Annotated in this window: 18 protein-coding genes and 1 riboswitch; of the genes, 13 read left to right on the plus strand and 5 right to left on the minus strand. The window is 69.6% G+C overall.

Features of this window, described 5'->3' with window-relative positions:
- Positions 1 to 218 precede the first annotated feature (218 nt).
- From ACIHFB_RS30115 to ACIHFB_RS30145, 7 genes are all read left to right on the plus strand, one after another.
- The gene (locus tag ACIHFB_RS30115) at positions 219 to 455 is read left to right on the plus strand and encodes a hypothetical protein (protein WP_400128722.1); all 237 of its coding nucleotides are present in this window, start codon (positions 219 to 221) and stop codon (positions 453 to 455) included.
- 80 nt (positions 456 to 535) lie between these two features.
- Positions 536 to 754 (plus strand): hypothetical protein, encoded by a 219-nt coding sequence (locus ACIHFB_RS30120; RefSeq protein ID WP_365283524.1) that lies wholly within the window; start codon positions 536 to 538, stop codon positions 752 to 754.
- On the plus strand, positions 733 to 1,512 hold the full coding sequence (locus tag ACIHFB_RS30125; RefSeq protein WP_400128628.1) for a GAF and ANTAR domain-containing protein: 780 nt from the start codon (positions 733 to 735) through the stop codon (positions 1,510 to 1,512). The genes ACIHFB_RS30120 and ACIHFB_RS30125 overlap by 22 nt, the downstream gene beginning before the upstream one ends.
- 79 nt (positions 1,513 to 1,591) lie before the next feature.
- Positions 1,592 to 2,308 carry an ANTAR domain-containing protein gene (locus tag ACIHFB_RS30130; RefSeq protein WP_400127924.1) on the plus strand — a complete coding sequence of 239 codons (717 nt, stop codon included), beginning with the start codon at positions 1,592 to 1,594 and terminating at the stop codon, positions 2,306 to 2,308.
- A gap of 536 nt (positions 2,309 to 2,844) precedes the next feature.
- Positions 2,845 to 3,501, plus strand: coding sequence for a hypothetical protein (locus ACIHFB_RS30135; RefSeq protein ID WP_365286916.1), 657 nt, complete (start codon positions 2,845 to 2,847; stop codon positions 3,499 to 3,501).
- A 684-nt stretch (positions 3,502 to 4,185) separates the two neighbouring features.
- On the plus strand, positions 4,186 to 4,542 hold the full coding sequence (locus ACIHFB_RS30140) for a PRC-barrel domain-containing protein (RefSeq protein ID WP_365286918.1): 357 nt from the start codon (positions 4,186 to 4,188) through the stop codon (positions 4,540 to 4,542).
- Between the two features lie 33 nt (positions 4,543 to 4,575).
- On the plus strand, positions 4,576 to 4,746 hold the full coding sequence (locus ACIHFB_RS30145; RefSeq protein WP_365286920.1) for a hypothetical protein: 171 nt from the start codon (positions 4,576 to 4,578) through the stop codon (positions 4,744 to 4,746).
- Between the two features lie 302 nt (positions 4,747 to 5,048).
- Here the strand turns inward: ACIHFB_RS30145 and ACIHFB_RS30150 are convergent, their stop codons facing one another.
- Positions 5,049 to 5,369, minus strand: coding sequence for a three-helix bundle dimerization domain-containing protein (locus ACIHFB_RS30150; RefSeq protein WP_365286922.1), 321 nt, complete (start codon positions 5,367 to 5,369; stop codon positions 5,049 to 5,051).
- A 585-nt stretch (positions 5,370 to 5,954) separates the two neighbouring features.
- Here ACIHFB_RS30150 and ACIHFB_RS30155 point away from each other — a divergent pair.
- Positions 5,955 to 6,224 carry a hypothetical protein gene (locus tag ACIHFB_RS30155; RefSeq protein WP_400128629.1) on the plus strand — a complete coding sequence of 90 codons (270 nt, stop codon included), beginning with the start codon at positions 5,955 to 5,957 and terminating at the stop codon, positions 6,222 to 6,224.
- Between the two features lie 48 nt (positions 6,225 to 6,272).
- On the opposite strand, the gene ACIHFB_RS30160 is transcribed toward ACIHFB_RS30155, so the two are convergent.
- From ACIHFB_RS30160 to gcvT, 4 genes are all read right to left on the minus strand, one after another.
- On the minus strand, positions 6,273 to 7,640 hold the full coding sequence (locus ACIHFB_RS30160; protein ID WP_400128630.1) for an L-serine ammonia-lyase: 1,368 nt from the start codon (positions 7,638 to 7,640) through the stop codon (positions 6,273 to 6,275).
- An 80-nt stretch (positions 7,641 to 7,720) separates the two neighbouring features.
- Complete coding sequence (glyA, locus tag ACIHFB_RS30165; protein WP_365286926.1) at positions 7,721 to 8,983, minus strand: serine hydroxymethyltransferase; 1,263 nt, start codon at positions 8,981 to 8,983, stop codon at positions 7,721 to 7,723.
- 13 nt (positions 8,984 to 8,996) lie between these two features.
- Positions 8,997 to 9,374, minus strand: coding sequence for a glycine cleavage system protein GcvH (gene gcvH / locus ACIHFB_RS30170; RefSeq protein WP_210587982.1), 378 nt, complete (start codon positions 9,372 to 9,374; stop codon positions 8,997 to 8,999).
- A gap of 100 nt (positions 9,375 to 9,474) precedes the next feature.
- Complete coding sequence (gcvT, locus tag ACIHFB_RS30175) at positions 9,475 to 10,608, minus strand: glycine cleavage system aminomethyltransferase GcvT (RefSeq protein WP_365286929.1); 1,134 nt, start codon at positions 10,606 to 10,608, stop codon at positions 9,475 to 9,477.
- Positions 10,609 to 10,757: 149 nt separating this feature from the next.
- Positions 10,758 to 10,857, minus strand: a riboswitch (glycine riboswitch).
- A gap of 196 nt (positions 10,858 to 11,053) precedes the next feature.
- Here gcvT and ACIHFB_RS30180 point away from each other — a divergent pair.
- From ACIHFB_RS30180 to ACIHFB_RS30200, 5 genes are all read left to right on the plus strand, one after another.
- Positions 11,054 to 11,758: an AAA family ATPase gene (locus ACIHFB_RS30180; protein WP_400128631.1), complete on the plus strand. Its 705-nt coding sequence runs from the start codon at positions 11,054 to 11,056 to the stop codon at positions 11,756 to 11,758.
- Between the two features lie 63 nt (positions 11,759 to 11,821).
- Positions 11,822 to 12,604 carry an enhanced serine sensitivity protein SseB gene (locus ACIHFB_RS30185; protein ID WP_365286933.1) on the plus strand — a complete coding sequence of 261 codons (783 nt, stop codon included), beginning with the start codon at positions 11,822 to 11,824 and terminating at the stop codon, positions 12,602 to 12,604.
- Between the two features lie 188 nt (positions 12,605 to 12,792).
- The gene (locus tag ACIHFB_RS30190; RefSeq protein WP_365286935.1) at positions 12,793 to 13,587 is read left to right on the plus strand and encodes an enhanced serine sensitivity protein SseB C-terminal domain-containing protein; all 795 of its coding nucleotides are present in this window, start codon (positions 12,793 to 12,795) and stop codon (positions 13,585 to 13,587) included.
- Between the two features lie 313 nt (positions 13,588 to 13,900).
- Entirely contained in the window at positions 13,901 to 14,908 is a 1,008-nt protein-coding gene (locus ACIHFB_RS30195) for an ABC transporter permease (RefSeq protein WP_365286937.1), read from the plus strand.
- A gap of 69 nt (positions 14,909 to 14,977) precedes the next feature.
- Positions 14,978 to 16,771 (plus strand): ABC transporter substrate-binding protein, encoded by a 1,794-nt coding sequence (locus tag ACIHFB_RS30200; RefSeq protein WP_365286939.1) that lies wholly within the window; start codon positions 14,978 to 14,980, stop codon positions 16,769 to 16,771.
- Positions 16,772 to 16,866 lie beyond the last annotated feature (95 nt).

Raw genomic sequence — 16,866 nt, forward strand, 5'->3', positions numbered from 1 at the left:
AACGTACGCCACGACCGGGGGCGCGCCTGGGAGGCCGGATATCCCGGCGTCACCGCGTCCGCTGCCGGATGGTTCTCAGAACCGAGGCGTCATGTCCCTCCCACAACTCACCGTGTACCGCCATGACCGCAGGAAACGGGCACTGATCACCCTGGCCGGCGAGATCGACCGATCTCACCCCGGTCACCTTCTGCGACTGCAGCGGCCTCAATGCCTTTCTGCACGCCGCGCAGCAGACCACCTTGGCCGGCGGGACCCTGCGACTGCACCACCCGCCACCGATGGTTGCCATGATCGTCGGCCTCGCCGGCTGCGGGTTCCTTTTCCTCGGTCTTCCATTCGGGCAGGTGCCGCCTTCTCTCGCGGACGCCCCGGCCGCGACCGCTCAAGCCCCGGCCCACCGGCCGCACCTGTCCGTTCCGCTTGTGCCTGTCGTCTCGGGCGATGTGCGGTGATGGCCCGGCCTGGGTGGGGGCGGCAGCACGAATCCCGTGGCGGTCAGTCGTCTGCCGGGGGCACGGTGCGGTTGCGTCGGGTGAACCGCTGGTCGGCGGAGCGCCTCGGTGAGGAACTGGCCGATCGGCAACTCGCCGGGTTCGGCGGCGTCTTCGCGATCACCGAGATCCTGGACCGGCCCCACCCGCAGGACCGGTCTGTGGCCCGCCGGTTGCACGAACGGTTGCTGACCGATCACTCCACCACGGCCAGGGTGGGGGGACTCGCTCGCGGTGTGTGGACTCGGTGGTCCGGCTGAGGCCCGACAGCCGGTCGGCGCGGATTCAGGTGCTGGTCGCGGGGCAGGCGGCCCGACGTGGTGGCCGGGTGGGCGTGGTGGATGTGTGCACCGCGGCCGTGGCCGCGCTTCCGGTCGGTGGAGCCGGTGTGTCGGCGATGTCCAGGGTTGCGGGGAGCCATCCGCTGTGCAGCACCGACGACATCAGCGAGCAACTGGAGGTGCTGCAGCTCATGCTGGGCGAGGGGCCCTGTGTGGACGCCTTCCTGCAGGGCTCGCCCGTTCTGACGCCCGATCTGCTCACCGGTGACCTGCAGGACCGCTGGACCCTGTTCGCCGATGCGGCGCTGGAAGCGGGAGCACGCGCGGTGTTCGCGTTCCCGCTGCAGACAGGTGCGATCATCCCGGGAGTTCTGGACCTGTACGCCGGGGTGCCGACGGTGCTGGACGCGGAGGAACTGGCCGACGCGCTGGCGTTCGCGGATCTCGCCACCCTGCTCCTGCTCGATGCGCGGATCGACGAGACGGACGCGCCGGCCGGCGGGCGGTCGCCCGACCGGAACGTCGAGGACCTGGGCGGATACCGGGCGGAGATCGACCAGGCCACCGGCATCCTCACCGTCCAGCTCGGCATCGGCATCGACGAGGCCTTCGTACGGCTGCGGGCCCACGCCTACGGGCAGGGACGCCGGCTCGCCGACGTGGCCGCCGACGTGGTGGCCCACCGACTCCGCTTCTCCCCGGAGCCGGAACCCGAACCGACCGACGAGGAAACATGACTGACCGGCGCCGTCCGACGAACTGGCTGTACTTCCCGCCCCCTCCCGGCGGGACTAGTCTCAATCGAGGGTGCCAACGATGAATCAGCAGCTCCTGGCCAAGACCTTCGTCGAGCTGGCCGACAACCTGGTCGCCGACTTCGACCTGATCGACTTCCTGCGCCTGCTCACCGACCGCTGCGTGGGGCTGCTCGACGTAAGCGCCGTAGGCGTGCTGCTCGCCGACCGGGACGGCGAACTGCGCGTGATGGCCGCCTCCGACGAACGGGTACGCCTGCTGGAACTCTTCCAGCTCCAAAACGACGAAGGCCCCTGCCTGGAATGCTTCCGCACCGGCACACCCGTGGCGGTCTCCGACCTCAGGACCGAGACCGCTCGCTGGCCGCGCTTCGCGGTGACGGCCCGACGCAGCGGCTTCGGGGCGGTCCAGGCGCTGCCGATGCGTCTGCGGGACGAGGTCGTCGGCGCCCTCAACCTCTTCCGCATCACCCCCGGCCCCTTCGACCCCGCCGCCACACCCATCGCCCAGGCCCTCGCCGACGTCGCCACCATCAGCCTCCTGCAGCAACGCACCACCCAACGCAGCACCGCCCTCAACGAACAGCTGCAGACCGCGCTGAACAGCCGCGTACTGATCGAACAGGCCAAGGGAAAACTCGCCGAACGTCAGGGCATCGACATGGAACAGGCCTTCACCACCCTGCGCGGATACGCCCGCGCCCACAACCGCCGCCTGTCCGAACTGGCCCGCGCCTTCATCGACGACACCGAACCCCTCCCCGGCCTGGGGTCCTGACCCACTCCGCGCCACAGCCGGCGCGCCGCCGACCGCCGCCCTGCGCCGGGTTCGCATCTCCGGACGGCCGCCGCCGCCCCTGCGGCGGCGGCCGTCCGTGGCGCGAGGATGGGAGGCCCCCCTCCACCGTGTCCTCGCGCGCTGTCCTCCGCGGCGGCGGGACTGGTGGGAACACCCCGTCTGGAAAATGCCGGGAGGACGGAGGCTGGAACCGCGCTCTTCGGCGATGCGGCTCCGGCCGGGCCCTGTTTCCGACTCGGGGGCTGGGAGCCTGGGTGGGGAGACTTGCTGGTACCTGATGCGGTCGCAGTCCCGTCTTCCCTTCCCGCAGCGTAGAGCAGATACAGGAGGAGCGGAACAGGGCCTGACGTAGGTGCGCTCGTCTCGCGTCGACGCGGGTCCAAGTCGGTGGCCCCGGCGGGGCGTCAGTCCCGGGCTATGCTGGTGAACAGACGTCCCGGACCCCGGCGCCGCACCGCTCATCGGCCACGATGGCACTCCCGCACATCTGCCGGTCTCCTGAACCGAGGCGCCCCATGCGCACTCCGCGGCAACCACACGAACCCGAAGGCTCGGCGCCGTCCGCCATGGACACGGTGCGGCTGCGCCGGCTGAACCGCTGGCAGGCAGAGCACCTGCGGGAGGACCTGGCGGATCTGTACGTGGAGTCCTCCGCCGCTCCGCCCGGCGAGGAGTTCGAGGGCCGGCAGGGGTTTCTGCGCCGCCTGGAACACGACGTACAGCTGCCGGGATTCGACCTGCTGGTCGCCGAGGCACGGTCCCTGACCGGCTGTGTCTTCGGAATCCCGGTGCCGCGCGACGGCTCCTGGTGGCAGGGGTTCGACGGGCCGATGCCGCAGAACCTGGAGCAACTGACCGCGTCCGGGCATGTCTTCGCGATCCTCGAAACCATCGTCCATCCGCACCAACAGGCCCGCTCCCGCGGGCTCGTCCGTCGACTCCAGGAGCGGTTGCTCGCCGACCACCAGGCTTCGCTCGGTGTCACCTTGGTGGTCGAGTCCGACCGTTCGGTCCGTGCCGCCCTGGAGGCGTGGGGTTGGCAGGAGGCAGGCCAGGTCCACCGGCTTCCTGGACCAACACCCCTACGGTTACTGGTACTTCCCCTCGGGGCGCGCACGGTGGAGCAACCTGACGGCCTCGGCCACAATGACCGCACCCACCGGCCTCGATAGTCGCCTGCGCCGGTCGGCGCAGGCATCACGCCGGTGGCGGGGATGCTGCGCACCCTCGCGGACCGCCGCTTTCCCGGGCCCGCCCCCGACGTCGTACTCCTGCACAGCGCACCCGGCCCGGACGAGTTCCTCCTCCGGGCCGAACCGGCCGGGCCGGCGGCACGGTTGCCCTGGTTGAGCGTCCACCCGCGGTACACCTGTACCGCGGGCCGACTGGTCCGCTCGCCTGGATCGCGGGCACGGCGATGCTCACCACCGCCAAGATCCTGGAGAACGTGGAGCTGGGCCACAGCATCCTGCACTGCCAATGGGACTGGATGGGCGGCCCGGCGATCCACTCCGGCCTGGCCCGCCGACCTGCCCAGCAGCCGCTACGCCGAGCTCGCGCCACGGATCCGCGATCTCTGCGCCCGGCACGGGATCACGTACGTGAGCGCCCCGCTACTGTGCAGGTGAGCGGGGCATTGATCCACCGCACTCGGGTATCCGTCAGGGGTGCGAGCCGCACCAGCCGCAGTAGCATTGAGGGTGGGTTGGCTCACGCTCACGTGCAGCCGCCCGGAAGGGCGACTCCGGCGTGGTTGCGCCGGAGTCGTTGTGACACTGCCGGTTCCGGACAGGCCGCGATCTTTCACCGACGCGGCGGCCCGCATCGACCGGTGTCCCGCTCAGGAGGGACAGCCCATGATCCAGGCAGCCGACATCCGTGAGTGGCGGACCCATGACGTCGTCGACCCGAAGGGGCACAAGATCGGCGTGCTCGAAGCGGTCTACGTGGACACCACCACCGACGAACCGGCCGTGGTCACCGTACGGACGGGGCCGCCGACTCGTCGGCGCCTGGTCTTCGCGCCCCTCGACGACGCACTCCTGGGGCCGGGCTACGTGAAGATCTCCTACACCAGGAGCCTGGTGCGGAAGGCTCCTTCGATCGGCACGGACGACATTCTGCCCGCCGAGCAGGAGGAAGCGATCTTCCAGTACTACGGCATGAAGTACCAGCCTGGCGCGAACGGCGAACGACAGCTGGCACGCCGCTGAGCGACGACACGGTCCGAGGGAGGTGTTCGAGGCGTGGTGTACTTCCTGCTGTTCATCCTCGTTGCCGTCGTCCTGGGAATCATCGGCGCGACGGCCGATGGTCTGGGCTATCTGCTGATCATCGGCATCGTGGTTCTCGTGGCCGATGTGACCGTGGTCGCCGTGCGGGTGTCCCGGCGCGCCCGGCGGCGCCCTGTCCGTTGACGGCGACGGGCGGAGCAGCCTGGGCATACGGGAGCACTTCGCACATGGGCTTTCGCGCGCTTCTCGGCCGACTTCGGGAATGTCCCCGCCTGACGCCCGACGAGAGCTGAGGCGGACCGGGCGGCGGCCGTGAGCCGCCGCCCGCCGACGCGCCGGCCTCGTATGCGTGTCGCGGCGAAACCCAGAGGGCCCCAGCTGTTGGTGCTGTGGCATCCGGTCGACCGCGGAACGCTGGGGGAGTGGAACCCGTAGTCGTGCTGATCACGGGTGCGCCGACCGCCTCGGCGGAACGGGTGCGGGGCTTATGCCGAGCGGGCGAGCATGCTTCGAAGCCTCTTCAGAGCCGTGGTGGCGGAATTGCCCCGTGGCCCGTCGGACTCCTCGCGCAGGGGGACCGTGGGATCGGGGCGTCGGACGAGTTGGCGTAGCTTGGTGCGGCTGTTGTGCTCGACGAGGATCGGCACGTAGTTGGCGATACGAGCGTTGCTGAGCGACTGGTAGCAGTCCTGCACCACCTCCCGCACGACCGCGGCCGGCAGCAGGTTGGCGTAGGAGGCCGTCAGGTGGTCCGTGAGCTTCTGAAGGGTGTCGGGCAACGCACCCTCGACCGTGTTCGCGCCCATGGCGCGCTCCTCACTGTCACAGAGGCCGAGCGCGGCAGCCGATCAGTATCCGGGTGCTCGGCGTCGAGCCGTCCACCTCCCACGGTTGCACGGATCGCGCCCCTGGAACGGTCCGCCGGGCCTGTTCAGTCCTGATCGCCCCGGAAACGGGTCCCGGGTCAGCGCGACTGCGGGCACGGTCCGTGCGGCCGCCGGCGGAGTAGGCTGGTGGTACCGAGGGTATTTCGCGCACCGGCCTCCATGCTTGTGTCGTTTTCGGCGATTGATGACGCCGGGCCGGTTGCGACCGGTCCGGAGCAGGGTTCGCATCATGACTGCGACCGTTTCGTACGCGCCGGCACTCGAGAACCGGCCCTCATCTGCCGCGTGGCTGATGTACTCCGCGAGCGACCCACTGCGAACGTCGACCACGGGCCGGTTGATGGACGAAGCTGCGCGTCTGCGCACCGTGGCGGCGACCGACCGGGCCCTGGAGGCTTTCTGGGGCGCCGAAAGCGGCCGTGAGGCCCGCGGTCGGACCTCACGTCCACGGATCCCGGCAGTCGCTCTGCCGACGCCGAATCCGGCAAAGGGAGTGTGAGGGCCATGGACACCTTCGTGACCGTGCTGGTACTCCTGGCGATCGTCGCTGTGGGCGTTCTCCTGATCCACCGGCTCAACAACCAACACGGCGAGCGCATCGCCGCATTCCACTACGGCCGCTCCCAGTTGGTTGTCCGGGGCCCGGCGCCATCGGCCCCGCAGAAGCTTCGCGGTCGAGCCGTCACGAGTGGTGCAGGCGATCGCCGCGACCATCGCGACGGGGGGCGCGGACGGCTCCGGCCGCGACGCCGGACCCGGGCGGGAGAGAAGTGAGTGGCCACGCTGCCCGCCGGCGCGGAGGTGACGGAGCACTGAGTCCCCTCAGCACTCGATGATGTTCACCGCCAGCCCGCCCCGCGCCGTCTCCTTGTACTTCACGCTCATGTCCGCGCCCGTGTCCTTCATGGTCTTGATGACCTTGTCGAGGGACACCTTGTGGGAACCGTCACCGCGCATGGCCATGCGGGCAGCGGTCACCGCCTTCACCGCCGCCATGCCGTTGCGTTCGATGCAGGGGATCTGGACGAGGCCGCCGACCGGGTCGCAGGTGAGGCCGAGGTTGTGTTCCATGCCGATCTCGGCGGCGTTCTCGACCTGTTCGGGGGAGCCGCCGAGGACCTCGGCCAGTGCGCCCGCCGCCATCGAGCAGGCGGAGCCGACCTCGCCCTGGCAGCCGACCTCGGCGCCGGAGATGGAGGCGTTCTCCTTGAAGAGCATGCCGATGGCGCCGGCGGCCAGCAGGAAGCGGACCACGCCGTCCTCGTCGGCGCCGGGCACGAAGTTGATGTAGTAGTGCAGGACCGCGGGGATGATGCCGGCCGCGCCGTTCGTCGGGGCGGTGACCACGCGGCCGCCGGCGGCGTTCTCCTCGTTCACCGCCATCGCGTAGAGCGTGATCCACTCCATCGCGTGCGCCAAGGGGTCGCCCTCCGCGCGGAGTTGGCGGGCGGTGACGGCGGCTCGGCGGCGTACCTTCAGGCCGCCGGGGAGGATGCCCTCCCGTGACATCCCCCGGGACACGCATGCCTGCATCACCCGCCAGATCTCCAGCAGGCCCGCGCGGATCTCTTCCTCGGTCCGCCAGGCCCGTTCGTTCTCCAGCATCAGGGACGAGATCGACAGGCCGGTCTCCTTCGCCCGGCGCAGCAGCTCGTCGCCCGTGCGGAAAGGGTACTTGAGGACCGTGTCGTCGAGTTTGATGCGGTCGGCGCCCACGGCGTCCTCGTCGACGACGAAGCCGCCGCCCACGGAGTAGTAGGTCTTCGACAGGAGTTCGGCGCCGGAGGAGTCGTGTGCCCAGAGGGTCATGCCGTTCGCGTGGTACGGCAGTGCCTTGCGGCGGTGCAGGACCATGTCCTTGTCGAAGTCGAAGGCGATCTCCCGCTCGTCGAGCAGGCGGAGCCGGCCCGCCGACTTGATGTCCTCCACCCGCTGGTCGGCGCCCTCCACGTCCACCGTCCGCGGCGACGCGCCTTCCAGGCCGAGCAGCACCGCCTTGGGGGTGCCGTGGCCGTGGCCGGTCGCGCCCAGGGAGCCGTAGAGCTCGGCGCGTACGGACCCGGTGGAGTCCAGGAGGCCTTCGCCGCGCAGCCGGCGGGCGAACATGCGGGCCGCGCGCATCGGGCCCACGGTGTGGGAGCTGGACGGGCCGATGCCGATCGAGAACAGGTCGAAGACCGAGATGGCCACGGTGACTCCTCAAAGCGGGGGGTGGTGGGGCATCCGGTGCCCGGCGATCGAGGCCAGGTGCCGGATGCCCCACCGGGGGCTTACTTTTTCAGGCCGGGGTACAGCGGGTGCTTGTCCGCGAGTGCGGTGACCCTGGCCTTGAGCGCCTGGGCGTCGTACGACTGCTTGAGCACCTCGGCGATGACGTCCGCGACCTCGGCGAAGTCCTCGGCGGTGAAGCCGCGGGTGGCGAGGGCGGGGGTGCCGATACGGAGACCCGAGGTCACCATCGGCGGACGCGGGTCGTTCGGGATGGCGTTGCGGTTGACCGTGATGCCGACCTCGTGCAGACGGTCCTCGGCCTGCTGGCCGTCCAGCTCGGAGTCGCGCAGGTCGACCAGGACCAGATGCACGTCCGTGCCGCCGGAGAGCACGTCCACGCCCACCGCCTTCACGTCGTCCTGCACCAGACGCTCGGCGAGGATGCGGGCACCCTCCAGGGTACGGCGCTGGCGCTCCTTGAAGTCCTCCGAGGCGGCGACCTTGAAGGAGACCGCCTTGGCGGCGATCACGTGCTCCAGCGGGCCGCCCTGCTGACCGGGGAACACCGCGGAGTTGATCTTCTTCGCCAGCTCGGCGGTGGAGAGGATCACGCCGCCGCGGGGGCCGCCCAGCGTCTTGTGGGTCGTGGTGGTGACGACGTGGGCGTGCGGGACGGGGTTCGGGTGCAGCCCGGCCGCGACGAGACCGGCGAAGTGCGCCATGTCGACCATGAGGTACGCGCCGACCTCGTCCGCGATCCGGCGGAACGCGGCGAAGTCCAGCTGCCGCGGGTAGGCCGACCAGCCCGCCACGATCAGCTTCGGCTTGGACTCCTTGGCCAGCCGCTCGACTTCGGCCATGTCGACGAGTCCGGAGTCGTCCACGTGGTAGGCGACGACGTCGTACAGCTTGCCGGAGAAGTTGATCTTCATGCCGTGGGTCAGGTGCCCGCCGTGCGCGAGGTTCAGGCCCATGATCGTGTCACCGGGCTTGAGCAGCGCGAACATCGCGGCGGCGTTGGCCTGCGCGCCCGAGTGGGGCTGCACGTTGGCGTGCTCGGCGCCGAACAGCTCCTTGATGCGGTCGATGGCGATCTGCTCGACCACGTCGACGTGCTCGCAGCCGCCGTAGTAGCGGCGGCCCGGGTAGCCCTCGGCGTACTTGTTGGTCAGGACCGAGCCCTGTGCCTCCATGACCGCGACCGGCGCGAAGTTCTCCGAGGCGATCATCTCCAGCGTGGACTGCTGGCGGTGCAGCTCGGCGTCGACGGCGGCGGCGACATCCGGGTCGAGCTCATGCAGGGGGGTGTTGAGGACGGACATGCTCTACGACTCCTCAGCCGGCGGAAAAGGCGGTGTACTCGTCGGCGGAGAGCAGGTCGGACGGCTCCTCCGCGACTCGTACCTTGAACAGCCAACCGCCCTCGAAGGGCGCGGAGTTCACCAGCGACGGGTCGTTCACCACGTCCTCGTTCGCCTCGGTGACCTCGCCGCTGACCGGGGAGTACAGGTCGCTGACGGACTTGGTCGACTCCAGCTCGCCGCAGGTCTCACCCGCGGTCACGGTGTCACCGACCGCCGGAAGGTCCACGAAGACGACATCGCCGAGCGCGTTGGCCGCGTGCTCCGTGATGCCGACCGTCGCGACGCCGTCCTCGGCGGCCGACAGCCACTCGTGCTCCTTGCTGTAGCGCAGCTGCTGGGGATTGCTCATGGCCTGAATTCTCCTGTACGCGGGGGAGTGCTGGTGAATGGGGGACTACGGAAGAGGGGTGTGAACAGGGCGAATGTGCCCGGCGTCACAACTGGAGTGTCTACTTCTGGCGCTTGTAGAACGGCAGCGCCACGACCTCGTACGGCTCGTGGCTGCCTCGGATGTCCACCGCGACCCCGGCGGTACCCGGCGCCGCATGCGCCGCGTCGACGTACGCCATCGCGATCGGCTTGCCCAGCGTGGGCGAGGGGGCGCCGGAGGTGACCTCGCCGATCACCTCGCCGCCGGCGACGACGGCGTACCCGGCGCGCGGGACGCGGCGGCCCTCGGCGACGAGCCCGACAAGGACGCGCGGCGGCTCGGACGCGGCGCGCTCGGCGGCCTCCTGAAGCGCCGCGCGCCCCACGAAGTCGCCCTCCTTCTCGAACTTCACCACTCGGCCGAGCCCGGCGTCGAAGGGCGTCAGGGAGGTCGACAGCTCATGCCCGTACAGCGGCATGCCCGCCTCCAGGCGCAGGGTGTCCCGGCAGGACAGGCCGCACGGGACCAGGCCCGCGCCCTCGCCCGCCTTGGTCAGCGCCTGCCACAGCTCGACCGCGTGCTCCGGCCGTACGAACAGCTCGAAGCCGTCCTCGCCGGTGTAGCCGGTGCGGGCGATGAGGGCCGGGACGCCGGCGACGGTGCCGGGCAGACCGGCGTAGTACTTCAGACCGTCGAGGTCGGCGTCGGTGAGTGAGGCGAGGATGCCGGGGGACTCGGGACCCTGGACGGCGATGAGGGCGTAGGCGTCGCGGTCGTCGCGCACTTCGGCGTCGTACCCGTCGGAGCGCTCGGTCAGCGCGTCCAGGACGATCTGCGCGTTGCCGGCGTTCGCCACGACCAGGTATTCGGAGGAAGCGGCCTCGGTCTCGGCCAGCCGGTAGACGATCAGGTCGTCGAGGATGCCGCCGTCCTCGCGGCAGATCATGGTGTAGCGGGCGCGGCCGGTCCTGACGCCGCCGATGTTGCCGACGAGCGCGTGGTCCAGCAGGGCGGCGGCCTGCGGGCCGGTCACCGTGATCTCGCCCATGTGCGAGAGGTCGAAGAGCCCGGCCCGGGTGCGCACGGCGAGGTGCTCCTCGCGCTCGGAGCCGTACCGCAGGGGCATGTCCCAGCCGGCGAAGTCGGTCATCGTCGCGCCGAGCGAGCGATGCAGGGCATCGAGCGCGGTAAGACGGAGGGGGCTACTGCTCATCGGTTCTGCTCCCAGGGCATGACGGGCGAGGTCGTTCCTCCCCATCTGTCATCGGAACCTGAGAGGTTCATCACGACCACACGTACTGATGGTCACGACTTGCACCTTGGGTGGAGCCACTGCGACAGCGGCCCGCTTTTCAGATGTGCCTCGCCCGCGCGGTAACGGGGCCTGAGAGATTCAAGGGAGGGACTTGCTCCTTCGGCGCCCCGACAGCAGTGTTGCCAGGGACTCTCCCGCGCGGATTCAAGCGGCCGGTATGCAGTTGGCGCGCACATCATTGCACGCATCGGTCCGCCGTGGCAGGGGTACCTGTCAGGCCCGACCGCACACAGGGACCGCCCAGGGTCCACAGGCGGGCACAGCCGCCTGTAGCAGGCTTGTTGCGGGAAGCGGACGGAATTGGGAGACGCCGCGTATTACCTTCTCTTTACACTCGACGGGGATGGGAACTCCCGACCCCATGGGGAGGACGATCACGGTGAACAGGATCACGGCGTACGCCACCAGCTCGGCCCTCGCGCTGCCCGAGCAGCACACGGCCCCGGCCAGGGAGGCCCGCGGCGCGCTCCGGGCGCCCGTCGTCCGGGATCTGCGCGACCGCGCCGGCCGCAGCCCGCACGCTCTGCTCTTCGGTCCCAAGGACCTCGTCGTGATCACCGGCCTGCCCGGAAGCGGAAAGTCCACGCTGATGCAGCGCGCGGTGAAGGCCGTCCGGATCGACTCCCAGGACACCCGCGACCGCTGGGACGCGCGCGTGTCCCGCTTCCTGCCGTACGGGTTCTACCGCCCCCTGGTCCGGCTCGCGCACTACACCGGACTGCGCCGCGCCCTGCGCACCGGTACCGGAGTCGTCGTGCACGACTGCGGTACGCAGTCCTGGGTGCGCCGCTGGCTGTCCCGCGAGGCCCGCCGCCGGGGCGGCACGCTGCACCTGCTCCTGCTCGACGTCGCGCCCGGCACCGCACTGGAGGGCCAGCGCGAGCGAGGCCGCGGTGTCTCGCGGTACGCCTTCCTGCGCCACCGCTCGGCGGCCGCCCGTCTGGTGCGCTCCGTCGAGCGCGGCGACCTGCCCGACGGCTGCGGCTCCGCGGTGCTGCTCGACCGCGACGCGGCGGACGTTCTGCGCCGGATCGGCTTCACGGGCTGACGCCGGTGCCGCACCCGCTAGCCTTTGAGCCACGGCAGTGATCTCGGCAGGCGGTAAGAGCAGATGGACTTCCCAGGGAACTTCCCGGACTTCCCGGCACAAGCACACCCCCACCCGCACGGGGGCTGGCCCGGCAACGAGTTGGAGGAGGTGCTCTCCGCCTCCCTCAACATCCCCTCGGCCGTCGGCCGGCTCATCGAGGTCCTCGGCCGCAGCTTCGTCTGGGTCCCGCTGCCGAACGGCGGCGGCCCGAACAGCGTCCCGCTGGACCTGCCCACGCTGGATCTCGACGGCCAGGCCTACGTCCCGGTGTTCAGCTCCGAGGAGCAGTTCCGCCAGGTCGTCGGCTCCCACATGTCGTACACGATCGCCCCGGCCGTGGAGTTCGCCCGCGGCCTGCCCCCGCAGGTCGGCATCGCCGTGAACCCGGACGGCATGGTCGGCGTACCGCTCCCGCCGCCCGCGGTCGCCGAACTCTGCCGCGTGGGCCGCAGCCCCCTGGACGGCACCACGACAGGCGGCCGGGTCAAGCTCTACGAACCCGACTGGCAGGACGACCCGGTCGACTTCCTCACGGCGGCCTCGGCCGAGTTCGAGCAGATCGGCGTGGTGACGACGGCCCGCCGCTGCCTGGCGGCGATCGAGACGGCGGACCCGGTGATGTTCGTGGGCGTCGAACTCTCCCAGTGGGAGGGCGACATCAGGGCCCTCCCACTGGACGCACTGGGCCGTGCCCTGGCCAAGGTTCCCGTGAAGTGGCCGGTAAACCTGGTTCTTCTGGACGTAACACAAGACCCGGTGGCCGAGTGGATGCGCAACAGGGCCCGCCCCTTCTACCAACGCTGACTGCACGCACCCAGGGGCGCGGGGCTGTACCGATATGCGGCTCCGCCGCGTGGGCGCGACAAGCCACAGCGGACCCGCACTCGCCGACGACGACCAGGCCCCGAGCGCGTAGGCACCCGGCACCAAGCCGCGCGGCGCTTAAGCTGGTTTCATATCCGGGGCAACCTCCAGTGAAGGGGCGGTACAAGGTGAGCGCCAGCGGCATCGCGGCCGGCCAGGTCGAGCACATGCTGCGCCAGGTGACGCCCGGGCGCTACGACGCCTACGAGGCACTGCTGCGCGCCCTCGCGACCCCGTCCGCCGGCCAGGTCTGGATGCTCCTCTGGCACGGCCAGGCAGGCTCGCCGGACGCGCAGTACGGAAACATGGAGGTCGACGGCCACGGCTACGCCCCCTGTGTCACCTCCGCCCAGGAGCTCTCGGCCAGCGGCTGGAACCGCTCCTACGAGGTCGTCGACGGCGTCGACGTAGCCCGCACGCTCTACCCCGACCAGTACGGCCTCTGGCTGAACCCGCACGCCCCCGGCGGCGGTGTCGGCATCCCCTGGCTCGATCTGCGCCGCATCGCCACCGGCCTGGAGCGCCAGCCCGCAGGGCCACTTCGGCTGTCGGAGCCGGGGATCGAGATCCCGCAGTTCTACGCCCTGCTCGCGCAGAACGCCCACCGCACCCCGGCCGTCCGCACCCTGCGCCGCGCCTGGGTGCAGCCGGCGCTCGGGGCGCCGTACCTCGCCGTCGGTCTCGATGTGTACGACACCAGCCCGGCCGCCGTGGACTCCGTGCGGGCGATGATGCAGCAGTCGATCGGTGCGGTCCCGGACGGACTGCCGGTGTCGACGGTCGCCATGTCCGACGAGTACGACCCGGTCGCGATGTGGATGCGGGCCCAGGCGCGCCCCTTCTACGACCGCGAGGCCCACGCGGCCCCGGCCCAGGCCCCGGTGGCCGGATACGGATACCCGCCGGCGCACGGCGGATACTGAGACACGGCGCGCACCCTCCGTTGCAGTGGGGAAGCATCTTCTGCGCGCGTAGACCGAGGTGGAAAGCCCTGACCTGCTCCGGTTGCCCCGACTTGTCCTCGTCCGGCCCCCGTTACCCGCTGTCCGGATAACGGAACCCCCGACGCCGCATCACGGTTACGCATCCTTTCACCGCCAAGTCTGGCAACGCGTCGCCAAAGCATTGAAGACTCCCCCACCAGGGGTGTTCGAAACCCCAGTACGACGGACTGATCACGCCGCCACAGCGGCAAGTGCGGGCCGGCTACCGCCGGTTGAGAGGGGTCCCTGCCAGATGACGGCACCATTGCACGAGCCGACCGCCGAGGCGGCCCCCAGCGCGGCCGAGGAAGCGGCGGTTGCAGGCACCGACGCGAAGGCCGTACAGGGTCGCTCCCTGGGCCGGATCGCCTGGGAGCGCCTGAAGCGGGACAAGCTCGCCCTGACGGGCGGCGTCGTGGTGCTCGTCCTCGTGTTGATCGCCCTGCTCGCCCCGGTCATCACCGACCTGCTCGGCCAGGACCCGGACGCATACCACGAGAACCTGATCGACCCGCTGTTCGGCACCCCCACGGGATCGCTCGGCGGCATCAGCGGCGACCACCTGCTGGGCGTCGAGCCGGTCAACGGCCGCGACATCCTCGCCCGGATCCTCTACGGCGCCCGGATCTCGCTGCTCGTCGGCTTCCTGTCGGCCGTCGTGGCCGTGATCCTGGGTACCGTCCTCGGCATCCTCGCCGGCTTCTTCGGCGGCTGGGTCGACTCCGCCATCAGCCGGGTGATGGACGGTCTGCTGGCCTTCCCGCAGCTGCTCTTCATCATCGCGCTGGTCTCCGTCATGCCGAACAACATGCTGGGCCTGACCGGGTCCAGCGTGCGCGTGTTCGTGATGATCCTGGTCATCGGCTTCTTCGGGTGGCCGTACATCGGACGCGTGGTGCGCGGCCAGACGCTCTCGTTGCGTGAGCGCGAGTACGTCGAGGCCGCCCGCTCCCTGGGCGCCGGGCGGCTGTACATCCTGTTCAAGGAGCTGCTGCCCAACCTCGTCGCGCCGATCGTCGTGTACACGACGATGATGATCCCCACCAACATCCTCACCGAGGCGGCACTCAGCTTCCTGGGCGTGGGCGTCAAGCCGCCCACGGCCTCCTGGGGGCAGATGCTTTCGAGCGCGATCGACTACTACGAGTCGGACCCCATGTACATGGTGGTCCCCGGTGTGGCGATCTTCATCACTGTCCTCGCGTTCAACCTCTTCGGCGACGGCGTGCGTGACGCGCTGGACCCGAAGGGCTCCCGCTGAACTGCCGTACCTAAAGCGTCCCGTGGCACTGACACGGGGTCTCTCATCAAAACCGGAGGATCCGAGATCGTGACTACCAAACGCACCTCAGGGCGGCGTAAGCAGGCATTTGCCGCTGTCGCCGCGGTCGCTGCGCTGCTGACCACGGCGGCGTGCGGCGGTGGCGACAGCGATGACGGGGGCTCGAAGAACGGCGCGGCCGGCTTCGACGCCGCCAACAACAAGGTCGCCCAGGCCGACCTGGTCAAGAAGGGCGGCACGCTGAAGTTCGGTGGCGCCCAGGACGCCGACTCGTGGGACACCACGCGCGGTTACTACGGCTTCATGTGGAACTTCGCGCGCTACTACAGCCGCCAGCTCGTCACGGGCAAGGCGGAGCCCGGCAAGGCCGGCGCCGAGCTCACCCCGGACCTCGCCACCGGGCTCGCCAAGGTCTCCGACGACGGCAAGACCTACACGTACACCCTGCGTGACGGCATCACCTGGGAAGACGGCAAGGCGATCACGTCCAAGGACATCAAGTACGGCATCGAGCGCGTCTGGGCGCAGGATGTGCTGTCCGGCGGTCCGGTCTACCTGAAGGACATGCTCGACCCCGAGGGCGCGTACAAGGGTCCGTACAAGGACACCTCCAAGGACAAGCTGGGCCTGAAGGCGATCGAGACGCCCAACGACAAGACGATCGTCTTCAAGCTGCCGCAGGCCAACTCGGACTTCGAAGAAGTGCTGGCCCTGATCTCGGCGTCCCCGGTCCGCCAGGACAAGGACACCAAGTCCAAGTACGGCCTGAAGCCGTTCTCCTCCGGCCCGTACAAGTTCGAGTCCTACAGCCCGGGCAAGGACCTCACCCTGGTCCGCAACACCGAGTGGAAGCAGGCCTCGGACCCGGTCCGCAAGGCGTACCCGGACAAGATCACCGTCCAGTTCTTCTCGGACGCCAACCAGCTGGACCAGCGCCTGCTCAACGGTGACCTGGACCTCGACATCAACCAGACCGGCATGTCGCCGCAGGGCCGCACCACCGCCCTGAAGGAGAACAAGGCCAACCTGGACAACCCGGTCTCCGGTTACATCCGTTACGCGGTCTTCCCGCAGAGCGTGAAGCCGTTCGACAACATCGAGTGCCGCAAGGCCGTCATCTACGGCGCCGACCACGTGTCGCTCCAGACCGCGCGTGGTGGCCCGATCGCCGGTGGCGACATCGGCACCAACATGCTGCCGCCGTCCGTCCCGGGCTCCGAGGGCCAGAAGTACGACCCGTACGAGCTGGCGGGCGCCAACAAGAGCGGCAACGAGGCCAAGGCCAAGGAAGCGCTGAAGGCCTGCGGTCAGCCGAACGGCTTCAAGACCACCATCGCCGTCCGTAACAACAAGCCGGTCGAGGTGGCCACCGCCCAGTCCCTGCAGGCGTCGCTGAAGAAGATCGGCATCACCGCCGACATCGAGCAGTACGACGGTTCGCAGACCAGCGGCATCATCGGCAGCCCCTCCAACGTGGTGAAGAAGGGCTTCGGCATCATCATCATGGGCTGGGGCCCGGACTTCCCGACCGTCCAGGGCTACGGCATGCCGCTGTGGGACAGCAAGTACATCCTGGAGAGCGGTAACAACAACTTCGCGCTGATCAAGGACAAGTCGATCGACGGCCTGTTCGACGACTACGTCAGCGAGCTGGACGACGCGAAGAAGACCGAGCTGTCCACGGAGATCAACCACAAGGTGATGGAGGGCGGTTACTACCTGCCCTTCGTCTTCGAGAAGTTCATCAACTGGCGCTCCAGCAACCTGGCGAACGTGTACACCACCGACGGCTACAGCGGTATGTACGACTTCGTCAACCTCGGTCTGAAGTCCCCGAAGTAGTCCCGGCACACCCGCCGAACGGCACGAAAGGCAGGTGAAGGCCGGCGCAGCGTGATCGCGGGCCACCGGACGACCTCCGGTGGCCCGCGGTCCGC

This window comes from Streptomyces sp. NPDC051963, assembly GCF_044593495.1.
Taxonomy (GTDB): domain Bacteria; phylum Actinomycetota; class Actinomycetes; order Streptomycetales; family Streptomycetaceae; genus Streptomyces.